The following is a 20,064-nucleotide window of genomic DNA, read 5'->3' as shown; positions in this document are numbered from 1 at the left end:
CTGGGGCGCGGGGACCGGCGTGGCCGTCGCCCGCCCCTCCGCCGTCGTGGCCCCGGGGGCACCCTCGGCTTGCGCGTCCCCCCTCGGTCCCGACAGGCGGCGTGCGGCGATGCTGTGCGCGATCCGTGCATATCCCGTGAGATGCCGGGTGCCGCGGGGGAGTACCGGAACAGGTGGAAAAGGTACGGCGGAGCCGGGCCACGCACCTAGCCGGGCCTCTCCCCGCACCTTCGTCCGGATATCCCGAAAGGCTTTTCGGGAGCCGGTCCGGGCCTCCTGGAAGGGGTGCGGAATTACGTTCGACGGGAGGCCCGGCCGCCGCGAAACCGCTCGTTCGGGTGAACTGATTACGCCGAAACGTGTGTCGTTGTCCTGTGACAGAAGCGTGACCGGCAGGGAACGTACGGACCGTCCGGGCCCTGTCGGGCCCCGCCCGGTTCCGTCCGGCCCGTGCGGACGCAGGGCCCCGGTCTCCGCTTCCGCGGGCCCGCCGCGGCGCCTACCGTGGCGGCATGGCATCTCTTCCCACCCCGCCCCAGGAGCCGGACGACACCCCGGAGGCATACGTCGGTCACGAGGCCGCGGAGGCCGAGCGGCTGGCCCGGGAACGAGGCTGGACCACCGTGCGGTCCCTGGCCCCGGGCACGGTCATCACCATGGAGTACCGCGTCGGACGCCTGAACTTCGAGGTGACGGACGGCCACGTGACGCGCTGCTGGAAGGGCTGAGCCCTCCGCCGGGAGCCCCCGCCGGCCGTCGCCCCGTCAGCCGCCGCCGAACGGGCGGGCGGAGCCCGCGGCGGCGCGCGGTGTGCGGTCCGGGTGCGGCGGGCGTCGGCTGCCGGCCGGAGTGACCGGCGTGCGCTCGGAGCGGGCGGTGTGCGGCCCGGGCGCCAGGTACACCGGCGAACGCGTCGCCCGCGGGCCGGCGGCCTCCCGTGCCGGGGAGTCCGCCTCCTCGGCAGAACGGGCCGCCCGCGGTGTCGACGCGGCCACCGGGGCGGGGGACGCGGCCGGGGCCGGAGAAGGGGCCGCGACGGGCGAGGGGGCGGGTGCGGGCGTCGTGAGCCGGTCGCGCACGCGGTCCCGCAGGTCCAGGATCGCCACCTCGGCGCGGGCGATCAGCGGCTCGCACCACGGCAGCCCCAGCAGGACGAGCAGCCCCGCCGTCCAGCCCAGCACCACGTCGCTCAGCCAGTGCGTACCGAGGTAGACCGTGGTCATGCCGACCCCGAGCGAGGTCACCGCCGACAGCGCCGACAGCCAGCGCCGGGTCCGCGGGGTGGAGGCCAGATAGGCGAGGATGCCCCAGGTCACCACGGCGTTGGCGGTGTGCCCGGAGGGAAATATGTCGCCGCCGCGCCACATCTCGTTGGAGCCGATCTGGGTCGCGTAGTGCGGTCCGAGGCGCCCCATGCCGTATTTGGCGGCCCCCACCGTGGCGTTCAGCAGCAGCAGCGCCGCGCCCAGCGTCAGCAGCGGGCGCAGGGTGTGCTGCCGCCAGGAGCGCCAGCCCAGCCAGGACGCCACCATCACCGCCGTGGGTCCGCGCTGGCCCAGTACCACGTAGTAGTCCAGGAACGCGTGGATCTCGGGCCACTGCTGGTACGGCCGGAAGAACATGACCTGCCAGTCGAGCCGCACCAGCCAGGAAGTGATGACCACGGCCCACACGATCGCGCCGTAGAAGGCGAGCGTCGCGGCGAGGAGGACCAGGCGGTGCCGGCTCATCCTGGGCACGTCGATGTGGGCCGGTCGTTCCGGCTCACGGTCGAGCCGCGCGAACAGCCCGTTCAGACGGGTCAGCATTGCTTCGGTACGCACTCAATCGACGTTACAGCGAGTGAGCTGTCGCCCTCGCACTATCACCGGGTTTGTGATGACGATGTGATGTGGGATTCCTCTCAGCGGAGGCTTATTTTCTGTGTAATTCCTGATCGGAAGGCCGATCCCCCCTGCATTTCCTTTGATCATCGGGCGTTCCGGTTATGCACCCGTATTCAATTCGTTCATCGCGTCATCGACCGGAATTCTCCCAGCGCTCATTGAGCCGTCCGGGCGGCGCTCAGGGCGGCCCGGATCCGTTCAGCCACACCGCGCCGTAGAGGGCGGACGCCACCGCGACGACCCCCACGAGTGCCGCCGCCCGGTACGGACGCCACCCGGCCAGGGCCCGCGCGAGCGGCAGCAGCAGCGGGAAGGCGGGCAGCAGCAGCCGGGGCTTGGAACCGAAGTAGCTCGACGCGCACAGCGCCAGCGCGCTCACCGCACCCGCGTAGACCAGCAGCGGCAGCGGCTGGCGCTGCCGTACGCACGTCACGTACAGCCACACCACCAGGCCCACCCCGGCGAGCAGGCCCACCCCGGCCAGGGCCGACGGGAACGACGAGAACTTCCCGCCGACGAAGCGCGCGAAGGCGTACCCGCCGTCGAAGCCGTTGCGCCAGCCCGCCTGGACGTCGAGGTAGCCGAACGGCCCGCCGCCCGTGCGGTGCCCGACCCACAGGACGTAACCGGCGGTCCCCAGCGGTGCGAGCACCACGCCGAGCAGCCGGGCCGCCCCCGCGCGGGCGCCTGCCCCGCCCGTACGCCGCTCCCGCACGAGCGCCCGGACCGCCGCCGCCCACACCGCGGCCACCACCGCCAGCCCCACCGGCCGGGTCAGCCCCGCGAGCAGGGCCAGGGCGCCCGCGCCGGCCCAGCGGCCGGTCAGCACGGCGTACAGCGACCAGGCGGCCAGCGCGGTGAACAGCGACTCGCTGTACGCCATCGACTGCACGATCCCCACCGGCAGCACCGCCCACAGCAGCACCGCGTACAGGGCCGCCCGGCCGCCGTACACCCGTGCCGTCACGGCGTGGATCCCGGCGGCCGCGGCGAGCGAGGCCGACGCGCTCACCAGCAGACCCGTGTCGGCGTACGACAGGGGGGTCAGGGCCGTGCCGAGCCGTTCCAGCCAGGGCAGCAGCGGGAAGAACGCGAGATTGGAGTGGACGTCGCCGTTCGGCAGCCGCACCTGGTAGCCGTAACCGAGCTCCGCCACCCGGGTGTACCAGAGCGAGTCCCAGCGCGCGGACAGCAGCGTGCGCGGGTCCGCGCCACGCGCGGCGCTCACCAGCGCGAGCGCCAGCAGCCCGAGGGCGCGCACGGCGGCGTACCCGAGCAGGGCGGGAAGCCGCCCGTCGGTGCGGGCGGGCGCCGTACGCAGAGCAAGATCGGTCACGCGCTCGATTATCGACGCCGACCGGAGTCCGCCGGTCCCCGCCGGTCCCCATCGGCCTCCGCAGGTCCGCGGGAGCGTGGTGCACACCACACCTGTCACCCGCGAACGTGAGGGGTCCGCCACTGGCCACCGGTCGGAACTCGCGTACTCTGGCGGCTCACTCGCATCGTTGCGTGGGCCCTGCGGAGCACCACTTCCGCGGGCCGCAGCCCCGCGGGGACGTCCCCACCCCGTGGATCCGCCGATGCGAGGAACCATCTGGGAGGTACGTACATGTCCGGGACGACCACGGCCGCCGCGCGATGCCGTCGGGAGCCCGGGGCAGGTGCCAACCGCTGGATCGTCCTCGTCGTCCTCTGCGTCAGCCTGCTGCTCGTCGCCGTCGACGCCACCGTGCTGCACGTCGCGGTACCGGCCGTCACCGAGGACCTTCAGCCCGGCGCGATCGAACTGCTCTGGATCGTCGACGTCTACCCGCTGGTCTGCGCCTCGCTGCTGATCCTCTTCGGCACGCTGGGCGACCGGATCGGCCGCAGACGCGTCCTGCTCCTCGGCTACGCCCTGTTCGGCCTCGCCTCGGCGATCGCGGCCTTCGCCGGCAACGCCCACGTCCTCATCGGCGCGCGCGCCCTGCTCGGTGTCGGCGGCGCCATGATCATGCCGGCCACGCTCTCCCTGCTCCGCCAGGTCTTCCCCGACCGGCGGGAACGAGCGCTGGCGATAGGCGTGTGGAGCGCGGTCGCGGCGGTCGGCGCGGCCGTCGGGCCGCTGCTCGGCGGCTTCCTGCTGGAGCACTTCTGGTGGGGCTCGGTCTTCCTGGTCAACATCCCGCTGATGCTGGTCAGCCTGCCGGTGGGCCGGGCGCTGCTGCCCGAGTCGCGCGGCGGGGGCGACGGGCCCTGGGACGTGGGCGGCGCGTGCATGGCCGCCGTCGGCCTGTTCGGCACCGTGTTCGGGGTGAAGCGGCTCGGCGGCGGGGAGGCCCCGCTGTCCCCGCTCACCCTGGTGCCGCTGCTGGCCGGTGCGCTGCTGCTGGTGCTGTTCGTACGACGGCAGCGGAGCCGGACGCATCCGCTGGTCGACCTCGGCATGTTCGCCCGTACGACGTTCAGCACGTCGGTGGGCTGTATCGTGCTGGCGATGCTCGCGCTGGTCGGCCTGGAGCTGATCGCGGCACAGTATCTCCAGCTCGTGCTGGGCCTCTCGCCGCTGCAGACCGGGCTGCGGCTGCTGCCGCTCACCTTCGCCGCGATGGCGGCGGGGCTGCTGGGCTCCCGGCTGCTGCACCGCTTCGGGCCCAGGCGCACGGTGGCCGCCGGCTTCCTCCTCACCGCCGGGGCGGTGCTCACCCTGACCGCGATGGGCGCCCACGACGAGCCCGGGCTGCTGCTCGGTGCCTTCCTGCTGCTCGGCTTCGGCCTGGAGACGACGCTGTTCGGGGCGTACGAGTCGATGCTGAGCGAGGCGCCGGCGAACCAGGCGGGGGGCGCGGCGGCGATCGGCGAGACGTCGTACCAGCTCGGTGCGGGCATCGGGATCGCGCTGCTGGGGAGCGTGATGAACGCGGCGTACGCGCCGGGGCTGGCGTCGGTGCCGGGGGTGCCGACGTGGGCGTCGGCGGCGGCAGGGCATTCGCTGGGGGAGGCGTATGCGGTGGCCGGGCGGCTCGGGGGCGAGCGGGGGGAGATGCTGCGGCAGGCCGCGCGTCACTCGTTCGTGGAGGGGCTGCATGTGACGTTGCTGGTGAGTGCGGGGCTGTTGCTGGCGGGGGCGGTGATGGCGCTGCGGTTGCCGAGGGTGATGCAGTGTGCGGATCCGGCGCCCGGGGTGGACCCGACGCCGGGGGCGGTGCCGGCGCCGCGGGAGGCGGAGGGGTCGAGGGTGTCGGCCTAGGGGGGGCGCTGCCCCTTTGACCCCGGATGTGCGGGCGGGTGGGTGGTCGCTCGCGCAGTTCCCCGCGCCCCTGAGGACGGAGCCGCGCCCCGATCAGGGGCGCGGGGCTGTGTCGACATGCGGCTCCGCCGCGCGGGCGCGATCTTCTCGGGGTCCGGGGGCGGAGCCCCCCGGAGAGAGGGGAAGGGCGGGGCGGCGGGGGCGAGGAAAACGCTCGCGCAGCCCTTGGTGTTAACGTGCCCTACCCGTTCCTAGCGCCGCTAGTTTTCGCCGCCGGAGGTGCCCCGTGTCCGCCAAGCCCCCCGCCTTCGACCCCGCCGACCCCCTCGGTCTCGACGACCTCCTCTCCGACGAGGACCTCGCCGTCCGCGCGACCGTCCGGGACTGGGCCGCCCGCCGCGTCACCCCGCACATCGCCGAGTGGTACGAGAACGGCGAGCTCCCCGGCATCCGGGACCTCGCCCGGGAACTCGGCGCCCTCGGCGCGCTCGGCATGTCGCTCACCGGCCACGGCTGCGCCGGCGCGAGCGCCGTCCAGTACGGCCTCGCCTGCCTGGAGCTGGAGGCCGCCGACTCCGGCATCCGCTCCCTCGTCTCCGTCCAGGGCTCCCTCGCCATGTACGCGATCCACCGCTTCGGCTCCGAGGAGCAGAAACAGCACTGGCTGCCCCGTATGGCCGCCGGCGAGGTCATCGGCTGCTTCGGGCTCACCGAGCCCGACCACGGTTCCGACCCCGCCGCCATGCGCACCCATGCCCGCGAGGACGGCACCGACTGGGTCCTGAACGGCCGCAAGATGTGGATCACCAACGGCTCGGTCGCCGGGGTCGCCGTCGTCTGGGCGCAGACGGAGGACGGCATCCGCGGCTTCCTCGTCCCGGCCGGCACCCCCGGCTTCTCGGCCCCCGAGATCAAGCACAAGTGGTCGCTGCGGGCCTCCGTCACCAGTGAACTCGTCCTGGACGACGTACGGCTGCCCGCCGACGCCGTACTGCCGGAGGCGACCGGGCTGCGCGGCCCCCTGAGCTGTCTGTCGCACGCTCGTTACGGGATCGTCTGGGGCGCGATGGGCGCGGCGCGCTCCTGTTTCGAGTCGGCCGTGGAGTACGCGAGGACGCGGGAGCAGTTCGGGCGGCCCATCGGGAGCTTCCAGCTCACCCAGGCCAAGCTCGCCGACATGGCGGTCGAACTGCACAAGGGGATTCTGCTCGCCCACCATCTGGGGCGGCGGCTGGACGCCGGCCGCCTGCGTCCCGAGCAGGTCAGTTTCGGCAAGCTCAACAACGTGCGCGAGGCCATCGAGATCTGCCGCACCGCCCGGACGATCCTGGGCGCCAACGGGATCTCCCTGGAGTACCCCGTGATGCGGCACGCCACCAACCTCGAATCGGTGCTCACCTACGAGGGCACCGTCGAGATGCACCAGCTCGTGCTGGGCAAGGCGCTCACCGGTCTCGACGCTTTCCGGTGACCTGAACACCGGAAGGGCGCGGGGCGCCGGTGAGCGGCCCTGCCTCAGCTCTGGTTGAAGAAGCCGTCGGACGGCCCTCTCATCGCCTCACCGCTGACGATCTCCGTGTCCGCCGGGGTCAGCAGGAAGACACGGGTGGAGACGCGGTCGATGGAGCCGCGCAGGCCGAAGATGAGCCCGGCCGCGAAGTCCACCACGCGCTTGGCGTCGGTGGGCTCCATGCCCGTGAGGTTCATGATGACCGGGACGCCGTCCCGGAACAGCTCGCCGATCGCCCGGGCGTCCCGGAAGCTGTCCGGGGTGACCGTGGCGATCCGGCGGCTCCTGCCCTCGGCTGCCTCGGAGGCCACCTTCACCCGGGGGTCGGTGACCCAGACATCGCCGGTCTCCTGACTCTCGGCGTAGTCGTCGTCGTAGTAACGCTCGTCATCGTTGTCGTCGACGAGGCCAAGCCAGGCACTCGCCTTGCGTACCGATCCCATGGACGCCTCCTTTCTCAGCGGTCCTGCCTGCCTTCCGCATCCCCATGGTCGTCCATGATGCGGAGGGAGCGCCAAGGGGATAGACGCCGCGCGGGGGTTTCGTGACGGTACTGGTGCAGAGCGCGTTCGTCGAGAGCCCACGTTTCCCAAGGGTCGCGACACAAACGGGTGCTGACTGGGAGTGAAATATGATTCTTCACGGCGAGCGGGTGACGGCTGATACGGACGAGTGAACCCGGAAGGGGTCCGTGAGAGGGCGCCGAACCGGTCCGCAGCGGGATCGCAAGAGGCTTTGAGTCGGTACGATGCCGCAGCTCAACGTCGTTTTTTCGGTATCCGCTCCACATCGTGCACACCACCGGGGGAAGTGTCGTGTTCGGAATCGTTCGCCCTTGTCGGCACCGGCTCAGCGAGGGGCTCAGAAATCAGTGGACGGCCCACTTGTGCGGGCTGTGCCTGGCGCTGCGCCAAGACCACGGACAATTCGCGAGGGTCGCGACAAATTATGACGGTCTCCTCATATCGGTGTTGACGGAAGCTCAGTCCGCGTCCGCCGACGGAGCCAGGCGCCTCGCGGGGCCCTGCCCGCTGCGCGGCATGCGGACCGCGTCCGTCGCCCGGGGCGAGGGCGCCCGGCTCGCCGCCGCGGTCTCGCTGGTGCTCGCCTCCGCCAAGGTGCGCGACCACATCGCCGACGGGGACGGGCTGCTGGCCCGTCGGCCGGTGGCCCTCGCCGCCCGCCGGGTCGCCGCGAGCTGGGGGCGCGCGGGCGCCCGCGGCGGACAGGACGTCGGGTTCGACACCGCGCTGCTCGTCGACGCGGTGGAGCGGCAGGCGGGCGTCGAGGCGCTCGCCGGGATCGGCACTTCCCTGCTCACCGTCACCGAACCCACCGAGACGGCCACCGCGGCCGCGTTCGCGCACACCGCGCTGCTCGCCGGGCGCCCGGCCAACGCCGCACCGCTCGCCGAGGCCGGACGGCTCTTCGGGCGGCTCGCGCATCTGCTGGACGCGGTCGAGGACCAGGTCGAGGACGCCGCCACCGGCGCGTGGAACCCGCTCACCGCGACCGGCACCCCGGCCGCCGAGGCGCGACGGCTCGCCGACGACGCGCTGCACGGGATCCGGCTGGCGCTGCACGAGGTGGAGTTCACCGATCCGGCGCTGGCGCACCTGCTGCTCGTGCACGAACTGCCGCGCTCGGTGGACCGGGCGTTCGGGACGGAGGCGTGCGGGCACGGTGGGCACGCCGGGCAGGGCGGGCACGCCGTGCAGGGCGGCCCGGCGCTGGGTGCCTTCGGTCCGCCGCGGTCGCCGCAGTCGCCCTTCGGTCCGCCGCAGTCGCCCTTCGGTCCGCCGCGGCCGCCGTTCGAGCCGCCGCGGCCGCCGGAGAAGCGGGGCTGGCTGGGCGGGTGTGCGGTCGCCACGGGGCTGTGCTGCACCTGCCAGGTGTGCTGTGCCGACGAGTACGAGGGGCCCTGGTCGCGGAAGAAGCGCGAGGGGTGCCTGAGCAACTGTGACTGCGACTGCGACTGGGGCTGCTGCGAGGCCTTCAGCTGTTGCGAGTGCTGTGAGTGCGGCTCCTGCTGCGACTGCTGAGGGTGCGGCCGTTCGAACTCCGGCTGTCGCGGTAGCCGGTGCCGCCGGATTCGACCCGGAAGACCGAAAATCCGGAAACCTGGAAAATGTGCGCTCTGTCAGGAAGGGGCGCATATGAAAGGGTTGGCCGCATGACGACGGACGCACCCGACGCGTGGAAGCAGTGGCAGGAAAGCCGTCTGGGGACGGTCTCGGCCCCCTACGGACACCTCGCCCTGACCGGCACCCACTGGATCGAGGACCTCCCGGACGGTCGAATTCCGGACACCCCCGGCCGGTGGGCGGCCGAGGAGGACGCGGTGGTCCTCGCCGCGCGCGAGGGGGACGGGCTCACGGTCGACGGGAAGCCCGCCACCGGCCGCATCCGCCTGGCCGCCGACCCCGGACCGGTGGGCGCGGCCAGGGTGGCCCACGGCGAGCGGCGCCTGGTCGTCCTGGTCCGCGAGGACGTCTGGGGCGTTCGCGTCTACGACCCGGCCGCCCCCGCCCGCCGGGAGTTCCGCGGCATCGAGGCCACGCCGTACGACCCGCGCTGGACGGTGCCGGGCCACTTCACCCCGTACGGCGCCCCCCGGACCGTGCGCGTGGAGAACGCCGACGGCCGCTACCGGGGGCTCGGGCTCGGCGGAGTGCTCGCCTTCACGCTCGACGGGCAGGATCTCACCCTGCAGGTGTCGGTCCGGGACGACGGCTCGCTGCGGGCCGTCTTCACCGACATCACCGGCGCGGACGGCGGCAGTTACCGCTTCCGTCTCCTGGACGCGCCGGCGCCCGACGAGCAGGGGAGCGCGACGGTGGACTTCAACCGCGCGTACCTCCCCCCGTGCGCCTTTTGCTCCCATTTCCTCTGTCCCCTCCCGCCGCCGGGCAATACGCTGGACGTCGCGGTCGCGGCGGGGGAGCGCGGCCTGCGCTGACCCGACGCATCGTCATCCCGCACACGTCCCACACGGGTTCGCGACAGAAGCCGCACGTCTTCCCGTCCGTATCCGCACATGTACCGACCGTTCGCATGCACGGCCGAAAGGCCCCCTTGCATCCATCGGCCGGGTGACCGAATACTGCCCCCACAGCGCTTGTCAGGGACACGGCGTGTTCGTAACCCGGACGCGACGGTCCCCGGCTGCGCCTCACCGGGCCCCGACCCCACGCGGGCCCCCGACTTCCCCCCATGGAGGAACGAAAAGTGAGGATCAAGCGCACCACCCCTCGCAGCGGCATGTCGAGACGGACCCGGCTGATCGCCATCGGTTCGACACTCGTGGCCGCCGCCGCGATCGCGGTCCCCAGCGCGAACGCGTCCGACACCGCCGCCACCTTCAGCACCGCCCAGCTCGACCGGGCCGGCAGTTCGGTGCTCGAAGCCGACGTCCCGGGCACCGCCTGGGCGGTCGACACGGCGAACCACCGCGTGGTCGTCACCGTCGACAGCACGGTCTCCCAGGCCGAGATAGCCAAGATCGAGCAAGCGGCCGGCAGCGAGTCCGGCGCGCTCACCATCAAGCACACCCCCGGCACGTTCAAGAAGCTGATCGGTGGCGGCGACGCCATCTACGCCAGCGGCTGGCGCTGCTCGCTGGGCTTCAACGTCCAGGACTCGAGCGGGAACTACTACTTCCTGACCGCCGGGCACTGCACCGACGGCGCGGGCACCTGGTGGTCGAACTCCTCCCACTCGACGACGCTCGGCACCACCGCCGGATCCAGCTTCCCCGGCAACGACTACGGCATCGTGCGCTACACCAACAGCTCGGTGAGCAAGTCGGGCACGGTGGGCAATGTGGACATCACCAGCGCCGCCACGCCGTCCGTCGGCACCACCGTCTACCGCCGCGGTTCCACCACCGGCGTCCACAGCGGCCGGGTCACCGCGCTCAACACGACGGTCAACTACGGCGGCGGCGACGTCGTCTCCGGTCTGATCCAGACCACGGTCTGCGCCGAACCCGGCGACTCCGGCGGTTCGCTGTACTCCAACAGCGGCGTCGCCTACGGTCTGACCTCCGGCGGCAGCGGCGACTGCAGCTCCGGCGGTACGACCTTCTTCCAGCCGGTGACCGAGGCGCTGAGCGCGTACGGCGTCCACGTGTACTGATCGGGTTCCGGCCCAGGTTCCGGCGCAGATCCCGGCTCGGGTCCCGGTTCCCTGCCGTGCCGGCCGTGTGAGAGCCCTCGTGCGCCGCGGTGTCCCGCCGCGGCGCACGAGGGCTCGCCCGTGCACGAGGGCTCGCCCGTGCACGGGGGCTCGCCCCGGTGTCCGCCCCGGGGCTACCGTGAAGGAAGGACCAGGTGCGGGCGGGCGGCCCCGACACGCCCCCGCGGCGCACTCTCGCTGCGGACCCGAGGGGGCCGACATGGTCGAGGAACTGGTGACGGCGGGTGTGGCGCTCGTCTGCGCCTCGGGTGTCTATCTGACGGCGGGGGCCCGGGTCGTCAAACAGTACGAGCGCGGTGTGGTCCTGCGGCTGGGCCGGCTGCGGTCCGACGTGCGCGGGCCCGGGTTCACGATGATCGTTCCGTTCGTGGACAAGCTCCGCAAGGTCAACATGCAGATCGTGACGATGCCGATCCCCGCACAGGAGGGGATCACGCGGGACAACGTCACGGTGCGGGTGGACGCGGTCGTGTACTTCCGCGTGACCTCGGCGGCCGACGCCGTCATCCGGGTCGAGGACTACCGGTTCGCGGTCTCGCAGATGGCGCAGACCTCACTGCGGTCGATCATCGGCAAGAGTGAGCTCGACGATCTGCTCTCCAACCGGGAGAAGCTCAACCAGGGCCTGGAGCTGATGATCGACAGCCCGGCGGTGGAATGGGGGGTCACGATCGACCGGGTGGAGATCAAGGACGTCTCGCTGCCGGAGACGATGAAACGGTCGATGGCGCGGCAGGCGGAAGCGGACCGGGACCGGCGCGCGCGGGTCATCAACGCGGACGGGGAGCTGCAGGCGTCGAAGAAGCTGGCGGAGGCGGCGGCGCAGATGGCGGACCAGCCGGCGGCGTTGCAGCTGCGGCTCCTGCAGACGGTGGTGGCGGTGGCGGCGGAGAAGAACTCCACGCTGGTGCTGCCGTTCCCGGTGGAGCTGTTGCGGTTCCTGGAGAAGGCGCAGCAGGGGGTGGGGCCGGGTCCTGCTCCGGCGCCTGCTCCTGCTCCGGCGCCTGCTCCTGCTCCGGCGCCTGCTTCGGCTCCGGCGTCGGCTCCTGTTTCGGCGTCGGCCGAGGTGGCTTCCTCGGGGCCGGCGTCGGGGCCGGGGCCGGGGCAATAGACCGGGGCCGGTGGCCGAAGGGGTTCTCGCCCCCGCCGCCCCTACCCTTCCCGTCCCTGCAAGGGCTCCGCCCCTTTCACCCCGGCGCCCTCCGGGCGGGGCACGGGAGAGTTCGGATGGGTTCATGGTTGCCCGCGCGGTCCCCCGCGCCCCTCAAAGGGGCGCCCCGTCGGGGGCGCGAGGAACGGCGTACTCAGGAGCCGGTGAGCGGGGCGAAGGAGCCAGGCCGGGCGAGGATGCCGCGGCCGACCGGCACGCCGGTGGTCAGGGGCGCTGGCGTGTGCGGAAGGTGCCGGGGGGCAGGCCGGTCTGTCGGGTGAAGAACTTGCCGAAGTTGGTGGGTTCGGTGAAGCCGAGCCGGCGGCCGATGGTGGCGACGGGCAGGTCGGTGTGGGCCAGGAGGCGGCCGGCTTCCAGGGCGACGCGGGCGTCGATGAGGGCTTTGGCGTTGCGGCCGGTGGCGGCTTGGCAGGCGCGGTTGAGGGTGGGCAGGGAGTAACCGACCCGGGCGGCGTAGGCGCCGGCGTTGCGGGTGGTGGCGAAGGATCGTTCGAGTTCGTGCTGGAAGCGCAGGAAGGCGTCGCCTGCGGTGGTGGCGGATCCGGGTGGGTCCCCGTGCGGGGTGGGGAGCCTGGCGATGCGCAGGACGAGTGCGGCGAGCAGATGGCGCAGGAGTTCCCCGGTGGCCGCGCTGCCCGGCTCCCGCACCGCGCTTCGGTACTCGGTGGCGAGTTCGCCCAGGGCGGCGGTCACTGGGGCGTTCTCGTGCGGTGCGAGGTGCCAGACGGCGGGGTCGAAGGGGGTGAGCAGGGTGCGGGCGGCCTCCAGGGGCGGCAGGAAGGCGGGGGTGAACAGCACGATGGCCGCTTGGACCGGGTCGTCCGGGTGGAGGGGGCGGGGCAGGCGCAGTACCCGTCCGGGCGCCACGTGCAGCAGAGTGCCCGGGGGCGAGGCGTGATCATGGAAATCGACCATGGTGACCGCTTCCCCGGCCTCGACCAGGATCAACTGATGGAAGTCGGTGCGGTGCACGCCGAGAAGCGACTGCGGGGAGAGCTTCCTGGCCAACTGCCTGATGCCGGTCACTTCGATGCCCAGTGAGGCGCGGTCGGCGTTGTGGAAACCGTACTCGGCGACGCCGGCCTCTCCGGTCGGATGTTCACTTTTGACCATGATGCTTTCGGATCCTACCTCGCGCGCGCGGCGGTGCCTGGCCGAAGGTGTGAGTGGGAGGGCGGGGACGGTTCCGCCTCCGCATCGAAAGGGACGTGTCATGGGCAACAAGGAACTGGTTCTGCAGGCCACCGATGAGCTGTTCGGCAAGAAGGACCCCTCGGCGGTGGACCGCCGGGTGGCGGCCGGCTACCGCCAGCACAGCAGTCTGGCCGCGGACGGCCCGGAGGCCTTGCGCGACCTGGTGGCCGGTCTGCCCGACGGTTTCCGCTACGAGGGTGCCCGGGTGATCGCGGACGGCGACCTGGTGGCGTTGCACGGCACCTACTACGGTTTCGGACCGGATCCGCTGGTGGCCTTCGACCTGTTCCGCGTCGACTCCGACGGCAAGCTGGCCGAGCACTGGGACGCTCTCACTCCGGTCGTGGCGAAGACCGCTTCCGGCCGCTCGCAGACCGACGGGCAGAGCGAGCCGCGTGACCTGGACAGGACCGAGACCAACCGGGCCCTGGTCCTGGAGTTCGCAACGAGAGTCCTCAAGGGTGCCGACTACTCGGTACTGACCGACTTCATCTCCACCGGGACCTATCTCCAGCACAACCCGGAGGCCGCCGACGGCCTGGCCGGCTTCGGCGCCGCCGCCGCGAAGTGGGGCGAGCAGGGCAAGAACCTCGTCTACAGGACGGTGCACAAGGTCGTCGCCGAGGGCGACCTGGTGCTGCTGCAGTCCGAGGGCGAGTTCGGGGTGCCGGTGGCGTACTGGGACCTGTTCCGCGTCGCCGACGGCAAGATCGTCGAGCACTGGGACGTGATCGCGCCGGTTCCGGCCGAACTGCCGCACTCCAACGGGCTGTTCTGACCGGCCGGAGGACATCGTGAGCGCTCCGGCCTGCGCCGGGAAGGCCTTCCGGTTCACAGTCGACAACGGCACGGTGTTCCACAACACCTACGGACCCGACGGCACCGAACTGCGCCACGAGACCGTCGCCGGCCCCGGAACGGGCACGGCCGAGGACGTGGGCCCGCACGCCGCGGAGGCCGCCACCGGAGTGTTCCCGGCCGGCTGGACGGAGAAGTCCGGGATGGGCGTCACCCACGCCGTGAACGCGGACAGCGACACGGTCCACGCCTTCCGGACCTACGGGACTCCCGACGGCCGGGTGGGCGAACTGGACACCGGCACCCTTGAGGAGCTCTGAGGAAGAGCGACGGCGAGCGGCCGGATCGCGCCCGCGGTCCGGCCGCTCGCCGCTTGGCACTCGAAGTCCCCGGCGCCGGTGCCCTCTTGCGTCCACCGCCTCCAGCGAGATCCCGCGGCCGCCGTCCGCGACCGGACTTCCTCCTCCGCGATCCGACTGCTGAGGAGTACCGGTGACCACCGAGCCCGCCGCCGTGCCCGCCGTCTCCGCCGGGCACGGCGGCGCTATGAACGCACCGGAGCCCAACGAGCGGACCTCGGGCCGGGAGGAGCTGTCCGGTCCGTGCCCCGTCCGCGCGCGATCCTGTCCGTCTCCGCCCACTGGTACGTGCCCGGCGTCCGCGTCACCGCGGCCGAACAGCCCCGCACCATCCGCGACTTCGGCGGCTTCCCACCCGCCCCGCACCAGGTGCGACACCCCGCGCCGGGCTCGGCGGAGCTGTGCCGCCGGGTGACCGAGCTGCTCGGCCCGCAACCGGTGGCCGCCGGCCGGCGGTGGGGTCGGGACCGCGGCACCTGGCCGCTCCCGGTCCCCATGTACCCCGAGGCCGATACCCCCGTCGTCCGGCTCTCCCTGGACGAGAACCTCACCCCGCGCGGACACTGCGAACCGGCCGGACGACTACGCCCGCTGCGCGAGGCGGGTGTGCTGGTCCTCGGCTCCGGCAACGTGGTGCACAACCCGCACACCTCCGCCCGGGGCCTGACCCACGACGAGGTGTCCGCCCGGGGCGTCCGCTTCGGCGAGCGGATCCGCGAAGCCGTCCCCGCCGGCCGCGTCGACGAGCTCGTCGACTACGAGCAGTGCGGCCAGGACGCCCTGCTGTCCGTGCCGGCCCCCGAGCACCACCCGCCCTTCCTGTACGTCATCGTCCGGTGCCGCCATGACGGAGGCGGCCAGGGGCCGGTCCCCTTCCCCGTCGACGGGTATGCGGTCCTCCGGAGCGCGGCTCCCGGCCGCCCCTCGCGGGGTGCCGCAGCCGCGCTCGAACGTATGCCTAAGGCACCCCCGCGACCCGCTTTCCCGCAGGTGAGCCCTCGGCCGCGGTTTTCGTACAGTCGTTCGAAGGTGAGGGTAAGGTGGGATAGGGAACTGATGTTCGAGCGGAGCGCGGGGCGCTCCGGGACGCGTGTGGGAGGTGTGGTGCCGTGTCGGCGTTCACGCATCTGCGCACCGCCTCCGGGTTCTCCCTGCGCTACGGCGCCTCGCACCCCGAGCGGCTGGCCGGGCGCGCCGGGGAGCGGGGGATGGACGCCCTCGCGCTCACCGACCGGGACACCCTCGCCGGTGCCGTCCGGTTCACCCGTGCGTGCGCGAAGGCCGGGGTCCGCCCGCTGTACGGCGTGGACCTGGCGGTCGCCCCGTACCGCCCCGACCGCCCGGGTGGGGACCGCCGCCGCACCCCCGTGCGCGGCGGCGCCTTCGTCGACGAGTCGGCCCCCCGTGTCACCTTCCTCGCCCGGGACGGAGCCACCGGCTGGGCCGATCTGTGCAGAATCGTTTCAGCGGCGCACGCCGGCCGCACCCCCGGCGACGGCCCTCCACTGCTGCCCTGGGACGCCAACCACGGCGACGGCCTCACCGTGCTGCTCGGCCCCGACTCCGACGTCGGCCGCGCCCTCGCCACCGGCCGCCCCGACCGCGCCGCACGGCTGCTCGCACCCTGGCGCGAGGCGTACGGCGCCGCCCTGCGCCTGGAGGCCGTCTGGCACGGCCGCACCGGCACCGGGCCCGGCTCCCTGCGGCTGGCCGCCCGTACCGTCGGCTTCGCCGCCGAGCAGGGCGTACGGCCCGTGCTCAGCAACGCCGTGCGCTACGCCGACCCCGGCCTCGGCCCGGTCGCCGACGTCCTGGACGCCGCCCGCCGGCTGGTCCCCGTCGACCCCACCAAGGAGCTGGACTCCGGTGAGGCCTGGCTGAAGGACACCGGCGCCATGGCCCACGCCGCCGAGCGGATCGTGGAGGCGGCCGGCTTCCGCCCCGGGACAGCCCGCCACCTGCTGGAGCAGACCCGGGCCACGGCCGCCGAGTGCGTGGTCGACCCCGAGGACGACCTCGGCATCGGCACCGTCCACTTCCCCGAGCCCCACCTCGTCGGCGCCGCCCGCCGCACCGCCCAGCGCACCCTCGCCTCCCGGGCGGCGGCCGGCATGGTCCGGCTCGGCCTCGACGGGCGGCGCGCGTACTGGGAGCGGATGCACCAGGAACTGGACATCATCGCCCACCACGACTTCGCCTCGTACTTCCTCACCGTCGCCCAGGTCGTGGACGACGTGCGCGGCATGGGCATCCGGGTCGCCGCGCGCGGCTCCGGCGCCGGCTCCCTGGTCAACCACCTCCTCGGCATCGCGCACGCCGACCCGGTCGAGCACGGGCTGCTGATGGAGCGCTTCCTGTCCAAGCGGCGCCCGGTGCTGCCCGACATCGACATCGACGTGGAGTCCGCGCGCCGCATCGAGGTCTACCGCGCGATCATCGGCCGGTTCGGCACCGAGCGGGTCGCCACCGTCTCGATGCCGGAGACGTACCGGGTCCGGCACGCCGTCCGCGACGTGGGCGCGGCGCTGTCCATGGACCCCGCCGAGATCGACCGGATCGCCAAGTCCTTCCCGCACATCCGTGCCCGCGACGCCCGCGCGGCCCTCGACGAACTGCCCGAACTGCGTGCGCTCGCGGGCGAGCGGGAGCGGTACGGCAGGCTCTGGGAGCTGGTCGAGGCCCTCGACGCGCTGCCGCGCGGGGTCGCCATGCACCCGTGCGGGGTGCTGCTCTCCGACGCTTCCCTGCGCGGCCGTACGCCGGTCGTGCCGACCAGCGGCGAGGGGCTGCCGATGTCCCAGTTCGACAAGGACGACGTGGAGGAGCTCGGGCTGCTCAAGCTGGACGTGCTCGGGGTGCGGATGCAGTCGGCGATGGCGCACGCGGTCACCGAGATCGAACGCACCAGCGGCGAACGGATCGACCTGGACGCGGTGCCGCCGGGCGATCCGGCGACGTACCGGCTGATCCGGTCCGCCGAGACGCTCGGCTGCTTCCAGATCGAGTCGCCCGGCCAGCGGGACCTGGTCGGCAGGCTCCAGCCGGCCACGTTCCACGACCTGGTGGTCGACATCTCGCTCTTCCGGCCCGGCCCGGTCGCCGCCGACATGGTGCGGCCGTTCATCGAGGCCCGGCACGGGCGGGCCCCGGTCCGCTACCCGCACCCCGACCTGGAGGAACCGCTGAAGGAGACGTACGGCGTCGTCGTCTTCCACGAGCAGATCATCCACCTCGTGCACATCCTGACCGGCTGCGGGCTCGACGAGGCCGACCGGGTGCGGCGCGGGCTGTCCGACCCCGACGCGCAGGGCCGCATCCGGTTCTGGTTCGCGCAGCAGGCGGCCGCGCGCGGGTACGACGCGGAGACGATCGCGCGCACCTGGGAGATCGTCGAGGCGTTCGGCAGTTACGGCTTCTGCAAGGCGCACGCGGTGGCCTTCGCCGTGCCCACGTACCAGTCGGCATGGCTGAAGACCCACCACCCCGCCGCCTTCTACGCCGGGCTGCTCACCCACGACCCCGGGATGTACCCCAAGCGGCTGCTGCTCGCGGACGCGCGGCGGCGGGGGGTGCCGGTGCTGCCGCTGGACGTGAACCGGTCCGGAGTCGCCCACCGTATCGAACTGGTGTCCGAAGGTGAGGGGCGTGCGGGCGCCTGGGGGCTGCGGCTCGCCCTCTCGGACGTGCACGGCATCAGCGAGGCCGAGGCCGAACGGATCGCCGTCGGGCAGCCGTACGCCTCCCTGCTCGACTTCTGGGAACGCGCCCGGCCCAGCAGACCGGTCGCCGGACGGCTCGCGCAGGTCGGCGCGCTGGACGCGTTCGGCGCCAACCGGCGCGACCTCCAACTGCACCTGACCGAACTGCACCGGGGCGCCCGGAGCGGGGGCGGCGGGCAGCTCCCGCTGGCCGGGGGCCGGCGCACCGCCTCCGCCGGGCTGCCCGACCTGTCGGACGAGGAACGGCTCAGCGCCGAACTGGGCGTGCTCTCCATGGACGCCTCGCGCCACCTGATGGACGATCACCGCGCCTTCCTCGACGAGCTGCGCGTGCTGTCCGCGCGACGGCTGCGCGAGGCCCGGCACGGTGAGACGGTGCTGGTCGCGGGTGCCAAGGCGGCCACCCAGACCCCGCCCATCCGCTCCGGCCGCCGGGTCGTCTTCACCACCCTCGACGACGGCACCGGACTGGTCGACCTGGCCTTCTTCGACGACTCCCACGACACCTGCGCCCACACCGTCTTCCACTCCTGGCTGCTGCTGGTGCGCGGCGTGGTCCAGCGGCGCGGTCCGCGCAGCCTGAGCGTGGTGGGCGCGGCGGCCTGGAACCTCGCGGAACTGCTGGAGATACGCCGGCGGGAGGGGCTCGAGGGAGTGGCGGCCCGGCTGGCGGCGACGGGGACGGTGACGGGGACCGGCGGCGGGGGCACCGGTGGGTCCGGTACCGGCGGCCGGGTCCGGACCGAGGCGGTCGCCGGGGCCGACGGACTGCCGCGCCCGACCGGCTCCGCCGCGCAGGACGCGATGGAACGCCGGAGGCGGGCGAAGGGACAGGAGGGACAGGAAGGCCAGGAGGGGCAGGAGGAGGCGGGAGAGGAGCAGGGCGGGGACGACGGCCGGGGGCGGCGCATCCGGATGTCCACGGGGTACGAGATGCACCCCTGGGCCGATCTGCGCCCCGCGGGCGAGGGGCCGCCGGGCGGAAGGAAACTGTGGCACCAGAGTCCGGGGAGTGCGGGATGACCATCCTCTGCGTACGTTTCCATCTGCCGCCGGCGGACGCGGCGGCCCTGCCGGGGCTGCTCGGGCTGCTGGAGGAGTTCACCCCTGTCGTCGAGGCGCTGCCGCCGGACACGGCGCTCGCCGATCTGCGCGGCGCCGAACGCTACTTCGGGCGGGACGCCGTCGAGCTGGCCAGGCTGATCCGGGTACGGTCGCTCGCGCATCACGGCGTCGACTGCGCGATCGGCGCCGGGCCCGGGCCGATGCTGGCCCGCATGGCGCTGCGGGAGGCGACACCGGGCGCCGTCGTCGCCGTACCGGACACGGCCCGCGCGGTGACGGAGTTCCTGGCCGGACGGCCGGTGCGGGCGCTGCCCGGTGTCGGCGGCGCCACCGCCCGCACACTGTGCGAGTACGGGCTCGACACCGTGGGCAGGGTCGCCGCCGCGCCGCCGGCCACGCTGCAGCGGCTCGTCGGCGCGAAGGCCGGGCGGGAGCTGTACGAGCGGGCGAACGGCCTCGACCGCGGCCGGGTCGTCCCCGACGCGGTCTCGCGCTCCCTCGCCACCGAACGCCCCTTCGACCTGGACGAGATCGACCCCGGCCGGCACCGCCGCGCCCTGCTCTCGGCCGCCGAGGAACTGGGCGTCCGGCTGCGCGCCGACGAACAGGTGTGCAGGACGCTGACCCTCACCGTCCGCTACGCCGACCGCTCCGCGACCGTCCGCAGCCGGGCCCTGACGGAGCCGACCGCGCATTCGGCGGCGCTCACCCGGACCGCGTACCGCCTGTACGAGGCGCTCGGCCTGCAACGCGCCCGGGTGCGGGGGCTCGCGCTGCGCGCGGAGGGGCTGACGCCCGCCGAGCGCGCCGCGCACCAGCTGACCTTCGACCCGGTGGACGAGAAGGTCCGCCGCGTCGAGGAGGTCGCGGACCGGGTCCGGGCGAAATTCGGCCCGGGAGCGATCGGACCGGGCTCGCTGGCGGCGTGAGGCCCCG

At 73.2% G+C, this 20,064-nt stretch carries 16 protein-coding genes; 11 read left to right on the top strand and 5 right to left on the bottom strand.

The genetic code is table 11. The annotated features are described in order from the left end of the window. The first annotated feature begins 512 nt into the window (after positions 1-512). A complete protein-coding gene (locus QFZ64_RS08225) occupies positions 513-728 on the top strand; it encodes an I78 family peptidase inhibitor (RefSeq protein ID WP_307063862.1) in 216 nt (71 codons plus the stop codon). 36 nt (positions 729-764) lie between these two features. On the opposite strand, the gene QFZ64_RS08220 is transcribed toward QFZ64_RS08225, so the two are convergent. Then, entirely contained in the window at positions 765-1,823 is a 1,059-nt protein-coding gene (locus QFZ64_RS08220; protein WP_307063860.1) for a phosphatase PAP2 family protein, read from the bottom strand. A gap of 241 nt (positions 1,824-2,064) precedes the next feature. After that, positions 2,065-3,222: a hypothetical protein gene (locus QFZ64_RS08215; protein WP_307063858.1), complete on the bottom strand. Its 1,158-nt coding sequence runs from the start codon at positions 3,220-3,222 to the stop codon at positions 2,065-2,067. A 273-nt stretch (positions 3,223-3,495) separates the two neighbouring features. On the opposite strand from QFZ64_RS08215, the gene QFZ64_RS08210 reads away from it, so the two are divergent. Both QFZ64_RS08210 and QFZ64_RS08205 read left to right on the top strand, forming a co-directional pair. Then, a complete protein-coding gene (locus QFZ64_RS08210) occupies positions 3,496-5,115 on the top strand; it encodes an MFS transporter (protein ID WP_307063856.1) in 1,620 nt (539 codons plus the stop codon). Positions 5,116-5,401: 286 nt separating this feature from the next. Then, the gene (locus QFZ64_RS08205) at positions 5,402-6,586 is read left to right on the top strand and encodes an acyl-CoA dehydrogenase family protein (RefSeq protein WP_307063854.1); all 1,185 of its coding nucleotides are present in this window, start codon (positions 5,402-5,404) and stop codon (positions 6,584-6,586) included. Positions 6,587-6,630: 44 nt separating this feature from the next. Here the strand turns inward: QFZ64_RS08205 and QFZ64_RS08200 are convergent, their stop codons facing one another. Then, complete coding sequence (locus tag QFZ64_RS08200; RefSeq protein ID WP_307063852.1) at positions 6,631-7,068, bottom strand: cell division protein SepF; 438 nt, start codon at positions 7,066-7,068, stop codon at positions 6,631-6,633. Positions 7,069-7,440: 372 nt separating this feature from the next. Here QFZ64_RS08200 and QFZ64_RS08195 point away from each other — a divergent pair, with 372 nt between their 5' ends. From QFZ64_RS08195 to QFZ64_RS08180, 4 genes are all read left to right on the top strand, one after another. After that, positions 7,441-8,667, top strand: coding sequence for a DUF5685 family protein (locus QFZ64_RS08195; protein WP_307063850.1), 1,227 nt, complete (start codon positions 7,441-7,443; stop codon positions 8,665-8,667). 131 nt (positions 8,668-8,798) lie between these two features. After that, positions 8,799-9,584, top strand: coding sequence for a DUF1684 domain-containing protein (locus QFZ64_RS08190; protein WP_307063848.1), 786 nt, complete (start codon positions 8,799-8,801; stop codon positions 9,582-9,584). A 269-nt stretch (positions 9,585-9,853) separates the two neighbouring features. Next, entirely contained in the window at positions 9,854-10,762 is a 909-nt protein-coding gene (locus QFZ64_RS08185) for a S1 family peptidase (protein WP_307063847.1), read from the top strand. Positions 10,763-11,021: 259 nt separating this feature from the next. Beyond that, positions 11,022-11,933 carry a slipin family protein gene (locus QFZ64_RS08180; protein ID WP_307063845.1) on the top strand — a complete coding sequence of 304 codons (912 nt, stop codon included), beginning with the start codon at positions 11,022-11,024 and terminating at the stop codon, positions 11,931-11,933. A gap of 264 nt (positions 11,934-12,197) precedes the next feature. Here QFZ64_RS08180 and QFZ64_RS08175 read toward each other — a convergent pair whose 3' ends face one another. Further along, complete coding sequence (locus QFZ64_RS08175) at positions 12,198-13,106, bottom strand: helix-turn-helix domain-containing protein (protein WP_307063843.1); 909 nt, start codon at positions 13,104-13,106, stop codon at positions 12,198-12,200. Positions 13,107-13,206: 100 nt separating this feature from the next. On the opposite strand from QFZ64_RS08175, the gene QFZ64_RS08170 reads away from it, so the two are divergent. Both QFZ64_RS08170 and QFZ64_RS08165 read left to right on the top strand, forming a co-directional pair. Then, complete coding sequence (locus tag QFZ64_RS08170; protein WP_307063842.1) at positions 13,207-13,965, top strand: nuclear transport factor 2 family protein; 759 nt, start codon at positions 13,207-13,209, stop codon at positions 13,963-13,965. Positions 13,966-13,981: 16 nt separating this feature from the next. Next, positions 13,982-14,305 (top strand): hypothetical protein, encoded by a 324-nt coding sequence (locus QFZ64_RS08165; protein WP_307063840.1) that lies wholly within the window; start codon positions 13,982-13,984, stop codon positions 14,303-14,305. 621 nt (positions 14,306-14,926) lie between these two features. On the opposite strand, the gene QFZ64_RS08160 is transcribed toward QFZ64_RS08165, so the two are convergent. Beyond that, the gene (locus QFZ64_RS08160; RefSeq protein ID WP_307063838.1) at positions 14,927-15,154 is read right to left on the bottom strand and encodes a hypothetical protein; all 228 of its coding nucleotides are present in this window, start codon (positions 15,152-15,154) and stop codon (positions 14,927-14,929) included. Positions 15,155-15,453: 299 nt separating this feature from the next. On the opposite strand from QFZ64_RS08160, the gene QFZ64_RS08155 reads away from it, so the two are divergent. Together QFZ64_RS08155 and QFZ64_RS08150 are read left to right on the top strand one after the other, a co-directional pair. Beyond that, positions 15,454-19,086 (top strand): DNA polymerase III subunit alpha, encoded by a 3,633-nt coding sequence (locus tag QFZ64_RS08155; protein WP_307063836.1) that lies wholly within the window; start codon positions 15,454-15,456, stop codon positions 19,084-19,086. Then, positions 19,083-20,057, top strand: coding sequence for a hypothetical protein (locus QFZ64_RS08150; protein ID WP_307063834.1), 975 nt, complete (start codon positions 19,083-19,085; stop codon positions 20,055-20,057). Before QFZ64_RS08155 ends, QFZ64_RS08150 begins: the two co-directional genes overlap by 4 nt. The last annotated feature ends 7 nt before the right edge of the window (positions 20,058-20,064 follow it).

This window comes from Streptomyces sp. B3I8 (assembly GCF_030816915.1).
Taxonomy (GTDB): Bacteria; Actinomycetota; Actinomycetes; order Streptomycetales; family Streptomycetaceae; genus Streptomyces.
Note: the sequence above shows the minus strand (reverse complement) of the source record. Positions and strands in the feature narration are given on the sequence as shown.